We start from the raw sequence: 19983 nt of genomic DNA, 5'->3' as shown, positions 1-19983 counted from the left end.
AGCGGGCACGCCTGCCGCATAATGCGGGCATGTTCAAACTGACTTTTCTCGGCACGTCTTCCGGCGTGCCCACGCGCCACCGCAACGTCACGTCGCTGGCCCTGCAAACCACGCACAACCGCGACTGGTGGATGATCGATTGCGGCGAGGCCACGCAGCACCGGCTGCAGCGCCTGCCTTTGTCCGTGCACGACCTGGTGGGCATCTGCATCACCCACGTGCATGGCGACCACAGCTATGGGCTGCCTGGCTTGCTGGCCAGCGCCTCGATGACGGGACGCAAGAAGCCCTTGCTGCTGATCGCCCCGGCCGCCATCAAGGCCTGGATCGACGCCACCCTGCTGCACACGGAACTGTTTTTGACGTACCCCTTGATTCATATCGACGTGGACAGCGCGCCAGTCGTACACGACGAAGCGGGCTTGACCATCTCGCGCCATGCGCTGTCGCACCGCGCACCAAGCGTCGGTTATCGTTTTGCACTGGAAACGAGCAGATGGAAGCTGGACAAGCCTGCCTTGATAGCGGCTGGCGCGCCGCCCGGACCCGCCTGGGGAATGTTGCAGGCGGGCCAGGACGCGGTCCTGGACGATGGCACGGTACTGCACGCCACCGATTTCCGCCAGGTGGACACGCAGCGCGCCACGGTGGTGATCGGCGGCGACAACGACACGCCGACGCTGCTGGCGGACGCTTGCGCGGACGCGCAATTGCTCGTGCATGAAGCCACCTACACGGAAGCCATGCTGCAAAAGGTGGGCCCCGGCCCCACGCACAGTTCCGTGCAGCGCGTGGCGCAGTTTGCCGAAGCGGTCCGCTTGCCGAATCTGATCCTCACCCACTTCAGCGCCCGCTATCACAACGCGGACGGCATGGCCGAACTGGAAGCGGAAGCCCGGCTGCATTACTCGGGTGAATTGTTCCTGGCGCGCGATTTCGACAGCTATGCACTCGATGCGGCCGGCGTACTGACCAAGCTGCCGGCAAAGAAATCTAGTGGGGATTGACGCCATACTGCGCCGCATACTCGGCGGCCAGCGCGCGCGCCGCCTGCTGCTGTGACGGCGTGAGGATTTCCAGCAACTGGTCGCGGTTCTTGATCGATTGTGCGCTGCCCGCCTCGGCCGGCATGGCAATCCACGCGTAGGCCTGCACGTAGTCGAGCTCGACGCCCTGCCCTTGCGCGTACAGCAAGCCGTATTCATTCTGCGCGGACAAGGAACCCGCTTCGGCCGCCTGCTTGTACCAGAACGCCGCCTCGGCGTAGTCTTGCGGTACATCCATCCCCTTGCGGTAGGCCTGCGCCAGGTTGAATTGCGACTGCCCATCGCCCGCCTCGGCCGCCTGGCGGCCATACGCGAGCGATTGCGCCATGTTTTGCGCGACGCCATCGCCGCTCGCATACATCAGGGCCAGGTTGGCCAGCGACGGCGGAAAGCCCGCTTGCGCCGCCGCCGTGAACAGTTCCACCGCTTGCGGCACGTCTTGCGTCACGCCATGGCCCTGGTAATACAGGCTGGCCAATAAATGCTGGCCGGCCGGATCGCCGCTGCGCGCAGCCGCATCGAATTGTTTGAAGGCCTCGGCGTAATTGCCGTCGTTATAAGCGAGGATGCCCGCTTCATTCAAAGAGTCGGGAGAGGATGTCATCAGAATTCCTTGTTCGTGGATTTTTTGGCATTGTACACAGCACTGTTCCGCGCCAAATGCACGATAGGGTATGGTGTGGCGCATTGCCCAAATCCTGCGTTATGATCGTTCACCGCACGATTGAATCCCGGCATCAGATCACATGCCAGCCCAAGAATATCGCCATGAAACTGATTGCTCTGCTTTTATCCCTGCTGTCCACCTCCGCTTATGGCGGCACCTTGCACCTGGACAAGGCCGCGACAGGCAAAGTGCGGCAAGCGGCCGATATCCGCTATGTCAATCACGATGAAAAACAGACTTATCAGATGAAAGTCGGCAAGCGGTGGATCGCTGGCAACTGCAGCAGCAGCGGCACGGGCAATTTGCACGCGCTGCTGCTCGACATGAATTTTGACGGCCATGCCGACCTGTGGGTGACCGGTTATACGGATAGCCAGGGACGCATCCGCTGTTCCGATGTGTGGCTATGGGATGCGCCAGCGCGGCAATACCGTTTCAACCAACCCTTGTCAGCGATTCCGAATCTGGAAATCCGCATCGCCGATCAAGCAATCGCAGGCGGCATCGCCAATTGCGGCTGCGCGGCGCAATGTTTTTATGAAGACAGCTATGCCTGGCAGGCCAGCAAATTAATTACCATCGCCCGGCGCGCACAGGATTGCGAGCGCTACCGGGAATACCGCTTGAATGATAAAAACGACTTGATCATCGTCAAGGATGAAATCATCGATAGCGGCAATCCTGGCCAGCAAGCCATCGAGAATACCAAAGCCTATGACTGGCAGCGCCATGCGCGCATGATGCGCAAATCCTGGGAGTGATATTTACCCCCCAATCCGACACCATCGAACAACACATATGACGACACATCCCGCATCGATTACTTTTCATGCCGCCAAGGCGGAAGACACTCCCGCTTTCATCGCATTGCGCGGCAAGACGCGGCAAAACGCCGTTTCACGCGAACGTCTGGCGGAAGTCGGTATCACGGCTGACACCTGGGCGGACATGATGCGTTCGGGCAGCTTGCCCGGCCAGGTCTGCCATCACGACGGCCAGCTGGCCGGCTACTGCTTTGGCGAGCGCGACACGGGCGAAATCATCGTCCTGGCCCTGCTGCCGGCATTCGAAGGCTTAGGCTTAGGCAAGACCTTGCTGGAACTGGTGATGACGGAACTGCGCGCGCAAGGCCACCAACGCCTGTTCCTCGGCTGTTCCAGCGACCCCGCCTCGCGCTCCTACGGCTTTTACCGCTACCTGGGCTGGACGGCGACGGGCGAGACCGACAAGTATGGCGACGATGTGCTGGAATTTCACTTTACGGCCTAAGCGGTCAAGCGGTTGGCATCCCACACGCGCATCAACTGGCTAATCGCCCCGTCAAACACGGCGTAGCCAACGCCATCGCGGGCCTGAATCGACACGCCCGATAAAAAGCTGTCGAAGACGGATGCCAGAGCCGCTGCATCCGTATCTGCGGGCAATTCGCCGCTGACCATGCCCCGCTCGACGCAGCGCACGAAGCCGGCGCGCGTGCGCGCGCGCGAAGCGGTCAGCGGTGCGGCCACGGCCGCATGTTCGGCCGTCGGCGCGCTCATGCAGCCGAGCGCCACCATGCAACCGGGCGGATGCCCCGCATCGGACTGCATGCGGGCCGACTGGCGCAAGGCCAGCTCGACGGCCGCGCGCGGCGCCAGGCCTTCGTCCCACAAACACTGCGTGACGCGCGCAAAGGTATCCAGATAGCATTGCGCCGCCTCGCGGAACAACGCTTCCTTCGAGCCGAACGCCGCATAAAAGCTGGGCGCGGAAATGCCGCCGCCCAGGCTCGCCTTGAGCTGGCTCAAGGACGTCGACTCATACCCTTGCTGCCAGAATAAAAACATGGCCTGCTCGACCGCTGCCTGCCGGTCGAACGTGCGCGGCCGTCCCATTTGCGCCATCGATCGCTCCCTTTCATCTACTTACATACTACTCGATACAGAAGTCGTTGACAACGGAGCACGCCATCACCTATATTTGTACCGAACGATATATATGTACCGCCATGACGGTCAGGGCACTCCTGCGCCTGATCTCTTTACAAGGATGTTTGCCGTGAATCACGCCACTATCACTATCGGAGCCAGCCCAGTGCTGGCCGACCGCCTCCCCGTTGCCGGCCTGCTGGCCCTGGCCATGACGGGTTTTATCTGCATCGTCACGGAAACCTTGCCCGCCGGCTTGTTGCCACAGATCAGCGCGGGCCTCGGCATCAGCGCCGCGCTGGCCGGGCAAATGGTCACGGCCTATGCGCTCGGCTCCCTGCTGGCGGCCATTCCGCTGACCATCGCCACGCGCGGCTGGCGCCGCCGTAACGTGCTGCTGCTGACCATCATCGGCTTTCTCGTGTTCAATACCGTCACAGCCCTGTCATCGCACTACTGGCTGACCCTGGCGGCCCGCTTCTTTGCCGGCATGGCGGCCGGGCTGGCGTGGAGCTTGCTGGCCGGCTACGCGCGGCGCATGGTGGCGCCGCAGCAGCAAGGCCGCGCCCTGGCGCTGGCCATGGTGGGCGCGCCCGTCGCCCTGTCCCTGGGCGTGCCGCTGGGCACCCTGCTCGGTTCGCTCGTCGGCTGGCGCGCCGCGTTCTGGATCATTTCCGCCCTGACGTTGATCCTGATTGCCTGGGTACTGGCGAAGGTGCCGGACTATCCCGGCCAGTCCGTCCATGAGCGCCTGCCCCTGCGCCGCGTCTTCACGACGCCGGGCGTGCGGCCCGTGCTGGCCGTCGTCATCGCCTGGATGCTGGCGCACAATATTCTCTACACCTACATTGCCCCGTTCGTGGCACCGGCCGGATTGACGGCGCGCATCGACCTGGTGCTGCTCGTCTTTGGCGCCGCCGCCATGGCCGGCATATGGATCACGGGTAAACTGGTCGAGCGCCATTTGCGCGCCACCGTGCTGGCCAGCCTGGCCGTGTTTGCCGCGACGGCCCTGGCGCTGGGCGTCGCCTCGCACATTCCCTTTGTGATCTATCTGGGCATGGCCGTCTGGGGCTTGTCCTTCGGCGGCGCGGCAACGCTGTTACAGACGGCGCTGGCGGACACGGCCGGCAGCGGCGCCGACGTGGCCTTGTCGATGAATGTGGTGGCGTGGAATGGGGCGATTGCGGCCGCGGGCGTGGTGGGTGGCGCCCTGCTGGAAACCTGGGGCGCAGGGGCCTTTCCCTGGGCCATGGTGGCATTGCTGGTGCTGGCGTTCGCGTTCGCCTGGACGGCACGCGCGCACGGTTTCCGGCCAGGACGGCGCAGCGGTGCGGCGCCCGTGGCCGGGCACTGAGGCGACCGTTTAATCAGCCGCCGGCACCGTCACGATGCGGGGCACGTGCCCCGTATGCGCCAGGAAACTGGCCAAGATGGCATGCGACAGCACCACGGTGGCCGTATTGCGCAGCGGATGGGCTTGCACAGAATCAGCTTCCCATACGGCCTGGTCCAGCACCAGTTCCACCGCCTGTGCGCCGTCGTGTATCAGCGCAAACAGGCTGACGGAGCCAGGAGTGATACCGAGGTGCTGCAGCAAACGCTCGGGCGAGGCCATGCTCAACTTGCTGGCCGTCAGCAAGCGCCCCAGCGCCGCCAGGTTGATGCGCTTGTCGAACGGCACGATGACGAGAAAATGCCGGCGGCCCTTCTCGTCACGCACGAACAGGTTTTTCACCATCAGGCCGGACATGGCCGGCACGTGCTTCAGTGCTTCATCGATGGTGTGCACGGCCGGGTGTTACACCAAGGTGTAGTCACCGGCACTGCTTGCCAGCCAGCGGGACAGGGTTGCTTGCATGTGATTTTCTCAGCGAGGGCGCGTGTGCGATGGGCAATTGTAGCGCCGCTCCGCATGGTGCGCTTGCCTAAGGCTTGCTTTCGTCCTCTTTCTTGTCAGCGGCCGCCAGCCCCCAGTCATTCCAGCCTTCCCCAAACAGTTCGATGGGGTGCTGCGTGCGTTCGGAACCATTGCCGCAGCGCATGGCGTCCGGCGGGCAATACTTGTCGCAACCCCAGCAGATGCGTTCGGGATTCTTGGGGTTCAAGGGAAAGGGCTTGGCCATGGCGTGGGGATGCAGTCGGTTGAGGTCTCTTCAACGACTCTAGACCTGGCGCGGGGGGCGGTCAAACGAATTTCGGTTGGAAACTTGTCCGGGATCAATTCTGCGCAGATGGGCGGTGTGGCGGCAAAGCGCAGTACACTTCCAGCACGATACGCGCGACATTGACACTGCCATCCACGGCCGGCTGTTCCTTCAGTTCGTCCAGCGCATACACCATCGTCACCATGGCGCCGGGCACGAACAGTGCGATATCCTGCTTGCGCTGCATGTAGATACTTTCGTCGACTGTCGAACCGTCAGTCAGGCGCAGGATGAAGCTGTTGACTTGATCGCCACGGCGGCTGTCCTGGCCCGCGAAATACGTGCGTTCGATGCTGCCCGTCACCGTTTGCGTCTGGATGCGGCCGGCTTTGATGCTGTCCCACCATGCGTCGGAAGCGAACAGGCCGTGCCTGCCTTTCAGTCCCATGTGGGGCTTGGCGCTGTCGAGCGTGAGCGATTGCGTCTTGGCGAAGCGGGCGGGGTCTTGTGCCAAGGCTACGGCGAGGGTGTAGACAGGTATCATAAGTGTGCAAGAGTTTTTGTAAGCGCTCACTCAATGGTTGCGCCGAATAATGCATGCATTGCCGGAGAGTTCAAAACCGAGGCGGCCAAGCCACGCAAGCAGGCACGCTGAAACTTATCTGATAAAGAACAAACTTGGCAAGGATTATAAATATGTTGCTACCGTTACGATTGAATAAACGCGTGTACACCACCATTGCTGGATCCTTTTTTCTTGTTGCGGGTGCCTCATCGGCGTTTGCCAGCACGCTTGACGAGGATCGGACACGCGGTGACATACATGGATTGTTTGAGATAAGGGAGGCTGCGGTACAGTTTATTGCAGCAGAGAATCTGAAAAATGGAACAAAGTGGCAGGCCATGGAGCCGAACCGGAAGATTCTGGTTGCCAGATGTGCGGTATCGCTGCGCGTGAAATGGGCTCCGAAGAGCCATGGCTTGTCTGGAGCGAATGTTGCGGTAAGTTGCGACCAGACCGTAACGCCCACGATACAAAAGAAATGGACAGTGTTCGTACCCATCAACAAGGGGCCGATGGCGCCTACCTGAGCACATCGGGGTCATTCCATGGCATTGCACACGAACGGAGGTGCTGGACGCCGTAGAAACTGGCTCAACCGAGGAAATAAGCGGAACCACGCGGCGCGCCCTTATCACTGGCACCACCATTTCGCTCCCGAATCACCAAACTGGTGCAACCGAACAACGGCAGATATAATAATCGACTCAGATTTTATTGATACAAGACCACATGAAAATCAAAATAACATTCATCGCCTCGCTGGGAATGCTATCGCTAATTCAAGCATCACCATCCTTCGCGGATAATATCAACGGGAAAAATCTCTATATACAGCGATGCGCCGTGTGCCACGGAACAGATATCAAGGGAAGCGGGCCATTGGCGAATAAAAGCAATCCTCCCACGCCTGACCTTACAACCACCGCCTTCAAAAAACGCCTGAAAGATTATCCGGGCGTGATTGTTTCATCAGTCATACTTCGCCCGAATGGCGACTTGATCCCAAAAACTTTGCGAGAAAATGGCGTAAAAATATCGCCTTACGCATGGAAGGTTCAGGATTTTCGCGACTTGAATCAATACATGAGTGGCGTGATTACAAAAAATCGATGATTTTCAGGCAATATCGGTGCACCGTTGGAGGGTTCGGAGCGAGTTGGGCCGACAGGCCGGCCCTTCAAATTTCACATGCGGGACGCGAAGGCAGAAAACGAACATCGACATTCTTCGAAATATCAAGAGTGCGATAAAAAAGCCAGTCAACTGACTGGCTTTTTTTATTATGCCGGACTTTCTTGAAACTGTTTTGCATTGTCACAAATTTCATACCATGCAGGCTTGGAGCCAACATGAACATGAAATTGCATTCTTACCTCAGGGTCATCATCCAGACAGTTAAGCGATATTGGAAATGAATCATTCTCTGAGCCAATTTCCCCCAACGACGTTCCGCAGTTTTTGCAAAAAGTTCTTGCATATGTAAACGGAGGCTCTGGCTCATAGCGTTGAATAAATTCTCGCCCCTCCAGCAAGGTAAAAGAATTTTTATCCACAAAGGCCAAGGCACTCGCTCCGGCCTTCCGACAACGAGAACAGTGACACATGCCCATCATGCTTGGGGGGGATGCCAATTCAAACTTTACCGAACCACAGCAGCAACTGCCTTTGATCATGAGGTGTCCTTTTTGAAAGTTGACACTGTATTTTTACACAGTACTTCTGTGCAGGCAAGGTCCACATCGAGGAATATCAAAAGCTACAGCAGAAGGCACCGTGCGGGCGAGAGCGCGCGCGAGGGCCAGATACCGATCAGATACTGACAAAAACTGACAGTCGACCCACGTATGATCTACAAATCAAAATACAGGGATAAATTCACGATGACGACTTTTACGCATTCTTCATGCCAGCACTTATCCGTTGAGGATGCCGAAATCTACTTTGAAATCATAGGCAATGCTATCGGGAGTCCATTTCTGTTACGAAGTCAAATAAAAGGTTGTGCCTTCCTGAATATTCCATATGCAGGACACGAGGCATACAACGATTCTCCTGTTTTATTCATGCAGGTGGCGCACGATTTCCTTGTCAATCAGATTCCCAGGAAATGTTAATTTTCTAGTTTCGTGCTGATCCGCATTGGCGACACCAAGTGAAATCTGATTAAAACCACCGCCCTCACCCCACCAAAACCAAAGTCACCTATAAATTATCGCAAGGAACCCAATTTAAACATATCCCCCTCATAACCCAGTTCCATAGAAAATTTATCGGAATCAACATTTACCGTAAACTCGCAACGCGTCCATGCAGGCTGATTATTACTAACCATGAATTGCTGATGTTCACCAAGCAAGTCAATAAGTTTCTTCACATCTGCATCACTGACGGAAAACGTTCCCTCAGCAACTCCATTGTTTGAATAAAACTCAAAGCGCCCAACGTCACCTTCGGGAGAAAGGACGGCAATCATCAGAATTATTTTTGCATCCTCTGGAGCGATACGGTATAAATATTTTCCAACTTCCTTGGATATCCCAACATCTTTCGACTCCATTTCTTATCCTCATGCTATATTTAAAAAAACAACTTTATACAGCAAGTTGGCTCTGTTGCACAAATGGCCTACTTCAGCGGTCGAGCTGTGGCACGTGTAAACGACGGTATGAGTGCGCCATGCGCATTACTGGGCAAAAGGACTTTTCATTCAAGATGGTATCTGCCCCCGATAACTGCGAACATTAACATCTCATTTAGAAATCTTCTGGTCCCGCTTGAACTTCTCGGACATCTGTTTTACGGTGAGCATTTCTTGAGTTCGACTTTTTTGAAGAGCGATCATACTCCGCACATCCTCGGTACATGTCCGAACATCATATGGCACTGCAGAATTCATCTCGCGCATTATCTGTTGCTCCATCTCTTTGGCGGATGTGAAAATTGCCTTCATGCCGGGATTATGTTCATAGCGGTATGCCATGAATTTCTTATTCTCGCTGATGTATGAATCAGCAAAATCTGCCGGACCGCATTGCAGCGCACGAGCCCTGCTTCTCGCCTCAAATTGGATGTCAGCGCGTGCATCACCGTCGCGCTTTAGCAACTGATACTTTTCCTTTTCTTGGATCGCCCTCAACCTTGCGCCTTCCTCAACTCGGACAGCCACCGCTTTTTTATCCGCCTCCACCTGCGCAGCATCTTTGGCTTGAACAGTTGCCATACCAAGTACCTTCTCCGGCAAGTCCGAGCCTGCCACGACCGCTGCCATCTCAGTCCATTTGACACTGCCAAGTGAAGCAGCAAATACTGTCGTACATACTGTGTATTTCACTTTTTTTAATTCACTGGAGATGAAATCCGGGGGACAAATTACCGTTTGATACTTATCAGGCACAATGACATGGTCGCCACGCGCCGTAACGAAATCTGGCTTAATCTGCATTTTCTCTACATCTATTACGAATAACTCTTGGTGCTCGTTGGTTCGCCGGAATTGTTTGGCGCTCAATTCGCTGGTCCAGAGGCCATTCGAATTGGTCAATCGGGCGTAGTAATTCTGGCCACTCATGCGCGGATCACCAGTCATCAGCTGAAATTTTCCTGCCTCAACGTGATCTTGTTGGGCTTCCTTTTTATAGGCCGCATACTTCTCTGTAGTGGTACATCCGCCAAGGAGTCCAGCAACAAGTATTCCGGCCAGCATTCCTTTTCTCGTTTGCGACAAACTCATTTTTTGATCCTTGGGTGACTAAGTATTGCCAACATTCTGACAGCAATGCACTGAAAAATGAAGAGCAGTAAATGAAAGAAGTTAAAAGACGCCGGTGAATACAATGCAATGCAATGCAATGCAATGCAATGCAATGCAATGATAACCGAAACTCATTGTCCGGGGCCGTTGGGTATGCTATGCCACCTCTTTTACGGCACGTTCGGAACGCCAGAAGGGCAGATGCAATGCCCCCAGCCAATTTTACCGTTGCCGCTTCGGCGATCAGTAGGTGCTTAAACGGCCGTTTACATTACGGCAACCGTACTCAGGTGGAAATATGTCGGAAGACTTAAGCCAAGCCTCATTACCGAATCCTTGCAGCTGAACGCTAATAAAAATTTTTACCATAGGATGGCGGATTTCAATCACAGGACCGCAGAAGGTATCCGAGCCGACTTGCAGGGTTTTACGCCAAGCCAGCACTTTTTTTGCCTCGGCCTGGCGTTGACGCTCAGCTTCCTGTGCAGCGTCTTGCGTTCGCTTCTTAGCCAGACGATTTTCTTCATTCATGCGGTTTCGGAGTAACTCTTTAAACTGTGGCAATTTACCATCAAAATCAACCGAACTCCAATTGTCGTTTGAAGAATTCTCCAGTTGCTTAATGAATGATTCAATATCTTTCATATTTGCATCAGATGCCATTAATTGCTTTATTCGTGCCACATATTTTTGACGCCAATCTTGCCCGCCTTGAGCAATAAGCATTTCCGCTGTAACTGGAGAAATCCGAGCCATCATCCATGATGGCAATTGTCGGATACCGGTTATGTTAATATAATCGCGACCTGCCGTAATTAGTTTCTCTGGATTTGTATAGTTTGAAAAATTATTAAAGAAATTAATGATGGCGTCGCGTTCTAGTTGGCAACTTCCACACTTTGCAGTGTCAACTTGTTCTATACTAGCCAGAATACGGCTGTACTGAGCTTGAGCGAATTCAGTTGACGCTGCTTTTATTGCATTACTAGACAATGCAGATGCCAGTAAGTTGTTGTCAATTGGAGCATCAAACTGTAGTCCATTGAGCATCCCCTTCCGGTTTGCAAAGTTTGAGTTACATGCAAAATAGCCATCGTAGCGCGAAGTACGGTGTCTATAGGATGTTCGATTGACACAAGCGCCGTTTCCAAGTATCGGCGGTACGCATTGAGTATATGTAGTACATTTATCCATGACCGCAGCTGAAAAGACCACCACATCGACGGTGTCATTGTCTGTCTTTCCCAAACATCCTTGAAGCTTCTCAAATTTGTCGTTTTTTAAATCGGCCTCTCCCTCTTGGACGACAGACCAACCGTCCGCAATCCTCATGATGAAGAAGTCCTTACAGTAGTCGGCACCTCCATAGAGGCGAGCAGAAGATGAACCCGCAACGATGGGGTGAACGACAACTTCCGCTTGTGCTGGAGCGACAAAAATAGTGGCCAGAGTTGTAAAAAATAAAGCTTTCATCCATTTCCTTAGTAACTTAAATAATGAATAACATTACTCTTAGGAATGCAATGTTACTCAATCGTACTTCTTATGTATTTGAAATGCAATTAATTCATTAGCAGCCTCATTGATGGCCCACTAGATGTTTAGTTTCACTCCTCGTCGCAGCATGGCCCTGTTCCGGGCCAAAGCTGTGCTTGACGAGTTGATCGGCGGTTTGCCACCGAGATCGTCCCACCGGTTACAGCACATCGCATAAACTTCAGTCCATGAGCTCACGCATTCATCCCCGGCGCGAGGGCCAGGTCAGCCATCCCCCTGTGTCAGGCTAGTTGTCTCCTTACATTTTTAGGAAACAACATGAGCAAAGTGTATGCTGACGCCTTCATCGAGCAGGCCTTGATCAAGGTCTATTCTCGCGGCAAACGCACCGTGCGGGACGTTGCCGACGACCTGCATGTCAACTATTACACGGTCAAGAACTGGATACGTAGAAAGAATTTATATATGTTGAACGCCTCTTCTGGCAGGGAAAAGGCAGCCGCAGGATTGGAGCAGAAGTGAGCAGTTGATAGCGCTTCACGAGACGCATGCCTTGGACCAAGAAGCGCTGCAAGGCTGGTGTCGTGAACGTGGCCTGTTTGTGCATCACCTGGAGGAATGGCGCATGGCGTTCTGCCTTGACGCGAAGCCTGGCAACGCCGCCGTCGAACTACGTGCGGTGCGCAGTCTGCAGCAAGAGAACGATAAGCTGAGGAAAGATCTGGATCGTAAGGATAAAGCCCTGGCGGAGGCGGCAGCGCTGCTTTTACTGCAAAAAAGTGCAATGCGCTGTGGGAGGACGAGGTCCAATGACCTCACCCGCAGCGCGGACTGACCGCCGAATCAGCTCTACAGCTGGGACATTACCTATCTGCCAAGCGGCGTGAAGGGACGCTATCTTTACCTGTATATGTTCATTGATATCTACAGCCGAAAGGTCGTCGGATGGCAGGTCTATCGAGATGAAAACAGCGACTTGGCGACAGCGGTGTTGCGGGACATCTGCGCGAGTGAAAAAATCCAGCCGCACCATGTGATCCTGCACTCTGACAATGGAAGCCCGATGAAGGGCGCGACCATGCTAATTAGGTCGTGGGAAATTATTGTGAAGTTATGACAAACAGAACCGGATGCTATGCAAGGCGCCCGCTGCGACGCAGTGCGAGCACTGCCAGCAGCGGGCAATGCGGTGGTCAAGTAATTTCGGACACAACGATAGGTTCACGTTCTGCCATTTTCTGTTCGTAGACAGAGGGTGGCAGATTGCCCAATGCTGAATTGATGCGCTTGCAGTTGTAGAAGCCGACGATGTAGTCGGTGATGTCGGCTTTGGCCTCGGCGTGGTTAGCGTATTGACGCTGCCAGACCCGTTCCATCTTGAGGTTCAAGAAGAAGCGTTCAGCGACGGCGTTGTCCCAGCAGTTACCTTTGCGGCTCATACTGCAGACGAAGCCGTGGCTGGCCAGTAGGTCCTGGTAAAGCTCGCTGGCATATTGACTGCCCCGGTCGGAATGGACGATCAATCCGGCTGCCGGCCGGCGCTGTTGGATGGCCATCGTCAACGCATCGCAGACCAGCTTGGCTGGCATGCTTGGCGCCATGGCCCAGCCCACCACTTTGCGCGCGTACAGATCCAGCACGGTTGCCAGATACAGCCAGCCGGCACCGGTACGGATGTACGTGATGTCGCTGACGTACGCCAGGTTCGGCGCGCTCGGATTGAACTGTCGGTTCAGCACGTTGGCGGCCACTGGCAGGTCGTGCTTACTGTCCGTCGTATGGACGAACTTGCGCTTCCAGACCGGCTTCAAAGCCTGCTGGCGCATCAAACTGCGCACCTTGTAGCGCCCGATGTCGAACCCTGCGCTGGCCATGGCAGTGACCAGTCGGCGGCTTCCGTAGCTCTGATGGCTTGCCATAAACGCGGCCCGCAGATGAACGCTCGCTTTGCACAAAACCGGTTTAGCAGAACGACGCTGCGCCTCGTAAAAGCCAGATCGGCTCACGTCCAGGATGCGACAGCTGTGCTGGACTGGGATGGCCTCCTTTTGCAGCTGGCGAATAAGCGTATGGGTCACTTCATTTCGCGGGCAAAGAAGGCCGAGGCCTTTTTTAAGATGGTGACGTCCTGCCGTAGCTGCTGATTTTCCAGCTCCAGTTGGCGGATTCTTTGCTGCTCGGCAGTGAGCGGCTTGCCGATGCCGGGTTGCCCGTTCTGCTCGGCACTGTACTGCTGCAGCCAGCGACGGATCGCGGTCTGGCCGATGCCCATGCTTTCGCTGACGTTCTGGACGCTCTGGCCCTGCTCATTGATCAGCCGGACCACTTCCAGTTTCAGGCTCGGCTCGAAGGTTCTACGTTTTCTTGTTGTCATGCTTTTTCCTCAGATGGTGGATTTTCCACCTATTGAGGTGTCCGGGCAAATTAAACCACTACACAACACCGCAGAACGCCGGTTATGGAAGTCAGAAATCACAATAATTTATTGCGCCCTACTTAGCCCCCCCCCTGCAAACGCCCGGCGTCATGCCCATCGTTTAGCCGACCGGCCGTCAGCAACGACAACCCGTACTCGGAACCGATGTTCAGGACGTTGAAGTATCGCCCCGACTATCCAAAGAAGGCGTTTGCGGACATCGCGCAAGCGCGTCACTGGGTGACCGGCAGCGTCGAATGCGCCAGCGCTTAAAAGAGCGGTCCGGCCGACTTCAAGCGGCGTCTCGCTACATAGGCCTGCGTACCTGGCATTTCAGTGATCGCTAGTAGCAAGCGTCATGGAGTCATTGACCTCATTCCCGGCGGTCGGCGCATCACAGGCATCTTTACTGGCCGCTAAGCTTCGTAGACTATCCTGTAGAGATGGCCTTTGCGTTGGATGTGCGCGAAGCCGAGTTCACCAAGGTGCATGCCGGCGATGAGGATGTTGTCCGAGCTGACCACGTCCAGCAGTTTTGAGCGTGTTTCGGCCGACAGCAGCGGATCTTGGTCGAATGCAATGGATACGTCGGGACGCGCAATCTGGATTTGGGGGAAATGCACAATATCCCCCCAAATCAACAGACTGCGGCCACAGGATTCGATGCGATAACCGGAATGCCCTGCGGTATGCCCCAGTAGGGGCATGGCACTAATACCTGGGAGAACTTCGCTCTCGGTAAACAGGCGCATCTTCTCCCTATACTGGTCAAACACCTTCCGGGCAAACAGGAAGTTGCCGCGAGCGCGCTCACTGGCCCGGCTGAGATTGCCATCGTCTTCCCAGAAAGAAACCTCATGCTGGTGGATTACTAACTCCGCATCGGGAAAGGCTGCTTCTCCTGACGCATCAAGCAGCCCCCCGACGTGATCGGGATGCGCATGCGTCAGCAGTATCGTGTCGATGTCGGAAGGTTGTACGCCAGCCAGCGCAAGATTGACTTTCAGCTTGCCGCCCCATTGCTTGAATCCCCCTGCACCCGCATCAATCAGGATTGTGCGGCCACGGCCGCGCACCAGATAGCAGTTGATATGGATGGAAGAGGGATCGCTCACCCCCGCGTCCTGCTGCAATTTTGACGCATCCATCGATCCGATATTGGAGAGCAAATCCAGACTGGCGGACAGGTAGCCGTCACTGATGGCCGTGATCGAAAACTCGCCTATCTGCTGGCTGGGAAATATCATGTGATCCATTGCCGTATTCCTATCTGATAATCAATTGCGTGCATGAATGGCCTGGGTCGCATAGCCAAAACAGCGGATGCGTGCGGCAAGGCCGGTATTTGCTTTGATGATGCCCTCCAGCCTTTCCATGAACACCGCCATGACTGCTTGCGTCCTGAACGGTACAAGCCGGTATTTGATTTCTGCATAGGCCGGATTCCCCCGGCCATGACGGACACCGACATAGATGATGTGCACGTTCTCCAGCGCAGCTTCAAGTACCTCTGTGCAGAGTTGGGTACATTGGTCGGTGAGTTCCGCCAGATTCGTATCTGGCGGCATCTTTTCTGTTGGCATGAAAATCGTCACGTTGGGCATGTGGGCTCTACCGCGAAGTGTGCGCGGCGATATCGCTGCCACTCGTCAATTGACCGGTCATGGGCGCATACAGATGGACGCCCTCTGGAAGCTGTTCCATGCCGGGGTCAATGGGGTACTCCATCTTCGCCACCCATCGCTGTTCAGGAAACCTTTCCAATGCGACAGCCTGCATCCGATAAGGAGTAAGGCCCATGTCGATGAGTGGCTCAGGGCCGACCGTACTCGTCACCAGATAGTCGTCTTCGCCGATGGTCGGGGCACGCTCAAGGCCAGCATACAGATTGCGGTGCCAGTCGCTGATGTGCTGCTGCCAGCGCGCGAAATTGCCACCGCCTTTCTGGCGATACTCCTCTCCCTGGAGCACATCGAGACTGTCGATCGTATGCATGGCGAGGTAGACAGGGCAACCGGCGCTCAAGGCCTTGAAACGCTGCGAGGTATGGAAGCCGCTCACCGAAATGAGCGCGGGCAGCTTTTCCAGGCTATAGAAATGATTCCACTCCGCTTCGCTGGCGGGATCGGCAAAGCTGCATTCGACGGTATATATCATGAGATGGTTTGTGGCCGGACGCTGTGCGCACCGGCCTTCCTTGTTGATGTTCAGTCATTATGCGACCTGAATTTCGCCGTATAAATCGATTTTTTGGTATGCTTCCATGATTAAAAATCAAGGTGAGCCAATACCTTGCTCTGTATCAGGAACGCTCATGCGCAGGAAGATCCCCAGCAACGCCGCATTGATGGCATTCGAGGCCGCTGCCCGCCATGGCAGTTTCGCCCGGGCGGCGGCGGAGTTGTCATTGACGGAAGGGGCCATCAGCCGCCAGATCGGCCGGCTGGAAGCCTTTCTCGACGTGATGTTATTTGAAAGAGTCGGAAATCGCGTCCGGCTGTTGCCCAACGGGCAGCGCTATGCGGCGCAAGTGCGCGAGTCGCTCGACCGGCTGGAGCGAGACAGCCAGTACCTGATGGGACAGCCAGTCGATGGCGCAAGCCTCGACATTGCCGTCATCCCGACTTTCGCGATGCGGTGGCTGATTCCTCGCTTGTCACAATTCCAGCGGCAGCATCCGAATATCACTGTGCATCTTGCAGAACGCATGGAACCCTTTGTCCTCGCCGGCAGCGGATTCGACGCTGCAATCCATTTCGAGCACCCGGCCTGGACGGGAATGAGAACTCACCACCTTTTGGATGAGGTGTTGGTTCCGATTTGCCATCCAGACATTCTGACAGGGGACGAAGGCACAGCCGTACTGGATAACCTGCCGCGCCTGCACCGGCGACAGAACCCCGAAGCTTGGCACCGCTACTCCCAGGAGACTGGAATCCTTCTGACCAATCCAGCGATTGGTGCACGCTACGATCTTCATGCGATGTTGATCGAAGCTGCGTTGGCTGGCCTCGGTGTTGCGTTAGTACCGCGCCTCTACGTTGAAACCGAACTTGCTCAAGGACGGTTGGTCGCTCCATGGCCAGAGGGAAAAACAATTTCCAAAACCTTCTGTCTCGTCCTTCCTGAGCCGATCGGATTGAGTGGGGAGCCAATAAAAGCGTTTGCTCAATGGATACTAGACGAAGCCAAGAAACCATCGTCGACGCGACATTGATCGCAGCACCATCGCCGGCCAATACCAAGGAGGACAAGCGTGATACTGGCAAGTGTAAAGCCAGAGCCATCTCGAGCCTCGCCTTGATTTGCTAGATGATGGCATCACAGCTATGGGATGCGGCGTGGTATTTAAGCCGAGGAAAGCTGCGCGGCGCAGTTCCAGGCCAGGAAGTCGTCAATCCGGGTGATCAGCGAAATTAGCCAGCGCGTGACGCAACCAAGGGGCGCGAGGGTCAGGTCCGCCATTCGGACACGAACTGATGCGTTGACCGTCGTTACAGGCTGGCTCAGTTGAAAAGCTGATGAAAACCACGAACGCGCGCCTGCGGCGCGCGGTGCTGCCGCGCAGCGGCAGCAAGTGGAGGATTCGGGGCGGGCTGGGCCGGTAGGCCCAGCCCTTCGAATCTCACACGCAGGGCGCGAAGGCGCCCTGCTCGCTTCCGCCAGGCAATAAAAAACCGCCCGAAGGCGGTTTCTTTATTTCCTGGCGGAAGCGGTGAGATTCGAACTCACGAACAGTGTAACCCGTCGCTAGTTTTCAAGACTAGTGCCTTCAACCACTCGGCCACGCTTCCAGATGGCAGCATTATACATAAAGCGCAGTCGCTTACCAATGGCCAGCGCCATCACCACCATATTTCCCCCAATAGCAAAGACTGGGGTACGGCCCCGGCTCTTCGTCTGTGGGTTCAATACCTGCGCTGGCGCTCCACAGCAAAGCCTTACAGGCCCCAGTTTTCCCGCAGCGCCTTCTCGAACTCCACCGCTGGCAACGGGCGCGAGAACAGGTAGCCCTGCACTTCGTCGCAGCCTGAACTCTTCAAAAACGCCAGTTGCTCCGCCGTTTCCACGCCTTCCGCGATCACTTTATGGTGCAGTTGCTGGGCGATGCTGATGATGGTGCTGGCGATGGCGCAGTCGCTGGCGTCTGTCGGGATGCCGGTGGTGAAGGACCTGTCGATCTTCAATGTATCGATGGGAAAGCGTTTCAAATAGGACAGGCTGGAATAACCGGTGCCGAAGTCGTCCAGCGACAGGGCCACGCCCAGGGCCGTGATGCGGTCCATGATGCCGATGACTCTCTCGATGTTGTGCATCAGCGTGCTTTCCGTGATTTCCAGTTCCAGCCAGGCCGCTTCCAGGCCGTAGCGGGCCAGGGTCGCCGCCACCCTGGCAGGCAGGGCCGAGGTGAATTCGCGCGCGGAGACGTTGACGGCCAGGCGGATCGGCGGCAGGCCGGCCAGTTTCCACGCCTGCGCCTGGGCGCAGGCCGCTTCCAGCACCCATTCGCCCACTTGCACCACCAGACCCGTCGATTCGGCCAGAGGAATGAACTCGGCGGGCGGGATCATGCCGTGCTGCGGGTGGTGCCAGCGCACCAGCGCTTCGGCGCCGATGATGCGCCCGCTGCCCAGTGCGTATTTCGGCTGATAGTGCAGCAATAGTTGCTGTTCCGATAATGCCTGGCGCAAGCCGGTTTCCAGGCGCATGCGCGCCTGCATGCCCAGGTTCATGTCCTGGCTGTAGAAGGCCACGCTTTCCGCTTCGCTGCCACTGTCCTGCTTGGCGCGGTACATGGCGATGTCGGCCAGGCGCAGCAGGGTTTCCGCGTCCTGCCCGTCTTGCGGATACACGCTGATGCCGATGCTGGCGCCCACGCGCAAGTCGTGGCCTTCGATCAGGAACGGTTGCACCAGGGAGGCGAGCAGCTTTTGCGCCACCATGCTGGCCTCGAAGTGCTGGCCGATGTCGAACAGGCCCACGGCGAACTCGTCGCCGCCCAGGCGCGCCACCAGGTCCTGGTCGCGCAATACCTTGCGGAAACGCAAGGAAACCTGGCGCAGCAATTCATCGCCGATGCGCCGGCCCAGGGTGTCGTTGATCAGCTTGAAACGGTTCAAGTCGATGAACATCACGCAGCCGAGCATCTTGCTGCGCTGCGCCACGGAGAGGGCCTGGTCGACCAGCTTGGCCAGCAAGGTGCGGTTGGGCAGGCTGGTCAGCGGATCGTAATAGGCCAGATGGTGCAATCGCTCTTCGGCCAGCTTGCGTTCCGTGATGTCCGTCAGGTAGGCGATGAGTCCGATGGGCCTGTCGTCCATGTCCTGCAGCGGCGACAGGGACAGGCTGGCCCAGAAGATTTCGCCCGACTTCTTTCGGCGGCGCACCTCCATCAGGCGCCCTCCCTGCTCCAGGAAGGCGTCGTGGAAGCCCGTATCTTCATCGTCGTACAGGAACAGGATGTTGCGCCCCACGGCTTCCACCGAAGTGTAGCCGAACAGCCGTTCGGCGCCCTTGTTCCAGCTGGTGATGTAACCGGTCAAGTCCATCGTCAGCACGGATTCGTGCAACTGGTCGAGGATTTGCGTCTGCTGCGCCAGCAAGGCTTCGACTTGCGCAAACGCATGGGTCGAGCGTTGCGCCAGCGAATGCACCTGCAGCACGCCGGCCGTCAGCGAGGCCAGGCTGGCCAGGTGGCGGCGGTCGGCGTCGTTGTAGACGCTGCGCCCCGCCACGCTGTAATGGCCGAAACAGTGGCCGTCGAAATTGATTTCCTGCAGCAAAGCAGGCGTATCGCGGGGAAACGGCGCGGCTGGCACAGCAGCGCCCATGCTGCCCGCAGGCAGAAACTGGCCATGCGGACTGGCCATCACGGCACTGGCGATACGGCCCAGCTCAGCCACCAGCGCGGGACCGCGCAAACGCACGACGGCATCGCACAGGGCGGCGCTGTCACCGAGGTAATCCGACACCGGCAGCAAGGTCAT

The 19983-nt window shown here is 56.5% G+C and carries 23 protein-coding genes, 1 tRNA gene and 1 pseudogene; 10 read left to right on the top strand and 15 right to left on the bottom strand.

What is annotated here, in order from left to right:
* The first annotated feature begins 29 nt into the window (after positions 1-29).
* Positions 30-1007 carry a ribonuclease Z gene (locus tag CLU91_RS24415; RefSeq protein ID WP_100876178.1) on the top strand — a complete coding sequence of 326 codons (978 nt, stop codon included), beginning with the start codon at positions 30-32 and terminating at the stop codon, positions 1005-1007.
* Here the strand turns inward: CLU91_RS24415 and CLU91_RS24410 are convergent.
* Positions 994-1650 (bottom strand): tetratricopeptide repeat protein, encoded by a 657-nt coding sequence (locus CLU91_RS24410; protein ID WP_198521399.1) that lies wholly within the window; start codon positions 1648-1650, stop codon positions 994-996. The two genes, CLU91_RS24415 and CLU91_RS24410, sit on opposite strands and share 14 nt — an antisense overlap.
* Before the next feature lie 164 nt (positions 1651-1814).
* On the opposite strand from CLU91_RS24410, the gene CLU91_RS24405 reads away from it, so the two are divergent.
* Together CLU91_RS24405 and CLU91_RS24400 are read left to right on the top strand one after the other, a co-directional pair.
* Positions 1815-2474: an XAC2610-related protein gene (locus tag CLU91_RS24405; protein WP_157814796.1), complete on the top strand. Its 660-nt coding sequence runs from the start codon at positions 1815-1817 to the stop codon at positions 2472-2474.
* Between the two features lie 37 nt (positions 2475-2511).
* Positions 2512-2982 carry a GNAT family N-acetyltransferase gene (locus CLU91_RS24400; protein ID WP_100876175.1) on the top strand — a complete coding sequence of 157 codons (471 nt, stop codon included), beginning with the start codon at positions 2512-2514 and terminating at the stop codon, positions 2980-2982.
* On the opposite strand, the gene CLU91_RS24395 is transcribed toward CLU91_RS24400, so the two are convergent.
* Complete coding sequence (locus CLU91_RS24395) at positions 2979-3596, bottom strand: TetR/AcrR family transcriptional regulator (protein WP_100876174.1); 618 nt, start codon at positions 3594-3596, stop codon at positions 2979-2981. The genes CLU91_RS24400 and CLU91_RS24395 overlap by 4 nt on opposite strands.
* Positions 3597-3831: 235 nt before the next feature.
* Between CLU91_RS24395 and CLU91_RS24390 the strand changes: the two genes are divergently transcribed.
* Complete coding sequence (locus CLU91_RS24390; RefSeq protein ID WP_198521508.1) at positions 3832-4977, top strand: MFS transporter; 1146 nt, start codon at positions 3832-3834, stop codon at positions 4975-4977.
* 9 nt (positions 4978-4986) lie between these two features.
* Here CLU91_RS24390 and CLU91_RS24385 read toward each other — a convergent pair whose 3' ends face one another.
* The 3 genes from CLU91_RS24385 to CLU91_RS24375 form a co-directional block, all read right to left on the bottom strand.
* Complete coding sequence (locus CLU91_RS24385; RefSeq protein ID WP_198521398.1) at positions 4987-5412, bottom strand: prolyl-tRNA synthetase associated domain-containing protein; 426 nt, start codon at positions 5410-5412, stop codon at positions 4987-4989.
* A gap of 136 nt (positions 5413-5548) precedes the next feature.
* On the bottom strand, positions 5549-5746 hold the full coding sequence (locus tag CLU91_RS24380) for a DUF3079 domain-containing protein (RefSeq protein ID WP_096234537.1): 198 nt from the start codon (positions 5744-5746) through the stop codon (positions 5549-5551).
* A gap of 94 nt (positions 5747-5840) precedes the next feature.
* On the bottom strand, positions 5841-6311 hold the full coding sequence (locus CLU91_RS24375) for a hypothetical protein (RefSeq protein WP_100876172.1): 471 nt from the start codon (positions 6309-6311) through the stop codon (positions 5841-5843).
* 182 nt (positions 6312-6493) lie between these two features.
* Between CLU91_RS24375 and CLU91_RS24370 the strand changes: the two genes are divergently transcribed.
* Positions 6494-6859: a hypothetical protein gene (locus tag CLU91_RS24370; protein ID WP_232730868.1), complete on the top strand. Its 366-nt coding sequence runs from the start codon at positions 6494-6496 to the stop codon at positions 6857-6859.
* Between the two features lie 202 nt (positions 6860-7061).
* The gene (locus CLU91_RS24365; protein ID WP_100876170.1) at positions 7062-7445 is read left to right on the top strand and encodes a c-type cytochrome; all 384 of its coding nucleotides are present in this window, start codon (positions 7062-7064) and stop codon (positions 7443-7445) included.
* 167 nt (positions 7446-7612) lie between these two features.
* On the opposite strand, the gene CLU91_RS24360 is transcribed toward CLU91_RS24365, so the two are convergent.
* The 4 genes from CLU91_RS24360 to CLU91_RS28015 all read right to left on the bottom strand — a co-directional run bounded on the left by CLU91_RS24360 (position 7613) and on the right by CLU91_RS28015 (position 11556).
* Positions 7613-8005, bottom strand: coding sequence for a GFA family protein (locus tag CLU91_RS24360; protein WP_100876169.1), 393 nt, complete (start codon positions 8003-8005; stop codon positions 7613-7615).
* 536 nt (positions 8006-8541) lie between these two features.
* On the bottom strand, positions 8542-8889 hold the full coding sequence (locus CLU91_RS24355) for a hypothetical protein (RefSeq protein WP_100876168.1): 348 nt from the start codon (positions 8887-8889) through the stop codon (positions 8542-8544).
* 192 nt (positions 8890-9081) lie between these two features.
* Positions 9082-10062: a hypothetical protein gene (locus CLU91_RS24350; protein ID WP_157814795.1), complete on the bottom strand. Its 981-nt coding sequence runs from the start codon at positions 10060-10062 to the stop codon at positions 9082-9084.
* 264 nt (positions 10063-10326) lie between these two features.
* Entirely contained in the window at positions 10327-11556 is a 1230-nt protein-coding gene (locus CLU91_RS28015; RefSeq protein WP_157814794.1) for a hypothetical protein, read from the bottom strand.
* Positions 11557-11898: 342 nt separating this feature from the next.
* Between CLU91_RS28015 and CLU91_RS28580 the strand changes: the two genes are divergently transcribed.
* The 3 genes and pseudogenes from CLU91_RS28580 to CLU91_RS24340 all read left to right on the top strand — a co-directional run.
* Positions 11899-12102 carry a hypothetical protein gene (locus CLU91_RS28580; RefSeq protein WP_232730867.1) on the top strand — a complete coding sequence of 68 codons (204 nt, stop codon included), beginning with the start codon at positions 11899-11901 and terminating at the stop codon, positions 12100-12102.
* A gap of 31 nt (positions 12103-12133) precedes the next feature.
* The gene (locus tag CLU91_RS28575; protein WP_232730866.1) at positions 12134-12415 is read left to right on the top strand and encodes a hypothetical protein; all 282 of its coding nucleotides are present in this window, start codon (positions 12134-12136) and stop codon (positions 12413-12415) included.
* 3 nt (positions 12416-12418) lie between these two features.
* Positions 12419-12682 (top strand): annotated as a pseudogene (locus tag CLU91_RS24340) (DDE-type integrase/transposase/recombinase); the annotation flags it as partial.
* A 91-nt stretch (positions 12683-12773) separates the two neighbouring features.
* On the opposite strand, the gene CLU91_RS24335 reads toward CLU91_RS24340, so the two are convergent.
* The 4 genes from CLU91_RS24335 to CLU91_RS24320 all read right to left on the bottom strand — a co-directional run bounded on the left by CLU91_RS24335 (position 12774) and on the right by CLU91_RS24320 (position 16153).
* A protein-coding gene (locus CLU91_RS24335; RefSeq protein WP_232730747.1) for an IS3 family transposase occupies positions 12774-13954 on the bottom strand; the annotation gives its coding sequence in 2 pieces (ribosomal slippage) (positions 12774-13684 and positions 13684-13954; 1182 coding nt in all).
* 458 nt (positions 13955-14412) lie between these two features.
* On the bottom strand, positions 14413-15252 hold the full coding sequence (locus CLU91_RS24330) for an MBL fold metallo-hydrolase (protein WP_100876165.1): 840 nt from the start codon (positions 15250-15252) through the stop codon (positions 14413-14415).
* 21 nt (positions 15253-15273) lie between these two features.
* Positions 15274-15600 (bottom strand): hypothetical protein, encoded by a 327-nt coding sequence (locus CLU91_RS24325; RefSeq protein ID WP_100876164.1) that lies wholly within the window; start codon positions 15598-15600, stop codon positions 15274-15276.
* 7 nt (positions 15601-15607) lie between these two features.
* Positions 15608-16153, bottom strand: a complete 546-nt coding sequence (locus CLU91_RS24320; RefSeq protein WP_100876163.1) for a sugar ABC transporter — start codon at positions 16151-16153, stop codon at positions 15608-15610.
* A gap of 157 nt (positions 16154-16310) precedes the next feature.
* On the opposite strand from CLU91_RS24320, the gene CLU91_RS24315 reads away from it, so the two are divergent.
* Entirely contained in the window at positions 16311-17213 is a 903-nt protein-coding gene (locus CLU91_RS24315; protein ID WP_100876162.1) for a LysR substrate-binding domain-containing protein, read from the top strand.
* A gap of 487 nt (positions 17214-17700) precedes the next feature.
* Here the strand turns inward: CLU91_RS24315 and CLU91_RS24310 are convergent.
* Both CLU91_RS24310 and CLU91_RS24305 read right to left on the bottom strand, forming a co-directional pair.
* A tRNA-Ser gene (locus tag CLU91_RS24310) sits at positions 17701-17790 on the bottom strand.
* A 147-nt stretch (positions 17791-17937) separates the two neighbouring features.
* Entirely contained in the window at positions 17938-19983 is a 2046-nt protein-coding gene (locus CLU91_RS24305; protein ID WP_100876161.1) for a putative bifunctional diguanylate cyclase/phosphodiesterase, read from the bottom strand.

The sequence above is a fragment of the Janthinobacterium sp. 64 genome (assembly GCF_002813325.1).
Taxonomy (GTDB): domain Bacteria; phylum Pseudomonadota; class Gammaproteobacteria; order Burkholderiales; family Burkholderiaceae_D; genus Janthinobacterium.
This window is presented reverse-complemented; position numbering and strand designations above follow the sequence as displayed.

What these genes read in the sequence shown, in the direction of transcription:
- CLU91_RS24415 (WP_100876178.1), top strand. Translation starts at nt 30, where the DNA reads ATGTTCAAACTGACTTTTCTCGGCACGTCTTCCGGCGTGCCCACGCGC.
- CLU91_RS24410 (WP_198521399.1), bottom strand. Translation starts at nt 1,650, where the DNA reads ATGACATCCTCTCCCGACTCTTTGAATGAAGCGGGCATCCTCGCTTAT.
- CLU91_RS24405 (WP_157814796.1), top strand. Translation starts at nt 1,815, where the DNA reads ATGAAACTGATTGCTCTGCTTTTATCCCTGCTGTCCACCTCCGCTTAT.
- CLU91_RS24400 (WP_100876175.1), top strand. Translation starts at nt 2,512, where the DNA reads ATGACGACACATCCCGCATCGATTACTTTTCATGCCGCCAAGGCGGAA.
- CLU91_RS24395 (WP_100876174.1), bottom strand. Translation starts at nt 3,596, where the DNA reads ATGGCGCAAATGGGACGGCCGCGCACGTTCGACCGGCAGGCAGCGGTC.
- CLU91_RS24390 (WP_198521508.1), top strand. Translation starts at nt 3,832, where the DNA reads ATGACGGGTTTTATCTGCATCGTCACGGAAACCTTGCCCGCCGGCTTG.
- CLU91_RS24380 (WP_096234537.1), bottom strand. Translation starts at nt 5,746, where the DNA reads ATGGCCAAGCCCTTTCCCTTGAACCCCAAGAATCCCGAACGCATCTGC.
- CLU91_RS24375 (WP_100876172.1), bottom strand. Translation starts at nt 6,311, where the DNA reads ATGATACCTGTCTACACCCTCGCCGTAGCCTTGGCACAAGACCCCGCC.
- CLU91_RS24365 (WP_100876170.1), top strand. Translation starts at nt 7,062, where the DNA reads ATGAAAATCAAAATAACATTCATCGCCTCGCTGGGAATGCTATCGCTA.
- CLU91_RS24360 (WP_100876169.1), bottom strand. Translation starts at nt 8,005, where the DNA reads ATGATCAAAGGCAGTTGCTGCTGTGGTTCGGTAAAGTTTGAATTGGCA.
- CLU91_RS24355 (WP_100876168.1), bottom strand. Translation starts at nt 8,889, where the DNA reads ATGGAGTCGAAAGATGTTGGGATATCCAAGGAAGTTGGAAAATATTTA.
- CLU91_RS24350 (WP_157814795.1), bottom strand. Translation starts at nt 10,062, where the DNA reads ATGAGTTTGTCGCAAACGAGAAAAGGAATGCTGGCCGGAATACTTGTT.
- CLU91_RS28015 (WP_157814794.1), bottom strand. Translation starts at nt 11,556, where the DNA reads ATGAAAGCTTTATTTTTTACAACTCTGGCCACTATTTTTGTCGCTCCA.
- CLU91_RS28580 (WP_232730867.1), top strand. Translation starts at nt 11,899, where the DNA reads ATGAGCAAAGTGTATGCTGACGCCTTCATCGAGCAGGCCTTGATCAAG.
- CLU91_RS24330 (WP_100876165.1), bottom strand. Translation starts at nt 15,252, where the DNA reads ATGGATCACATGATATTTCCCAGCCAGCAGATAGGCGAGTTTTCGATC.
- CLU91_RS24325 (WP_100876164.1), bottom strand. Translation starts at nt 15,600, where the DNA reads ATGCCCAACGTGACGATTTTCATGCCAACAGAAAAGATGCCGCCAGAT.
- CLU91_RS24320 (WP_100876163.1), bottom strand. Translation starts at nt 16,153, where the DNA reads ATGATATATACCGTCGAATGCAGCTTTGCCGATCCCGCCAGCGAAGCG.
- CLU91_RS24315 (WP_100876162.1), top strand. Translation starts at nt 16,311, where the DNA reads ATGCGCAGGAAGATCCCCAGCAACGCCGCATTGATGGCATTCGAGGCC.
- CLU91_RS24305 (WP_100876161.1), bottom strand. Translation starts at nt 19,983, where the DNA reads ATGACCTTGCTGCCGGTGTCGGATTACCTCGGTGACAGCGCCGCCCTG.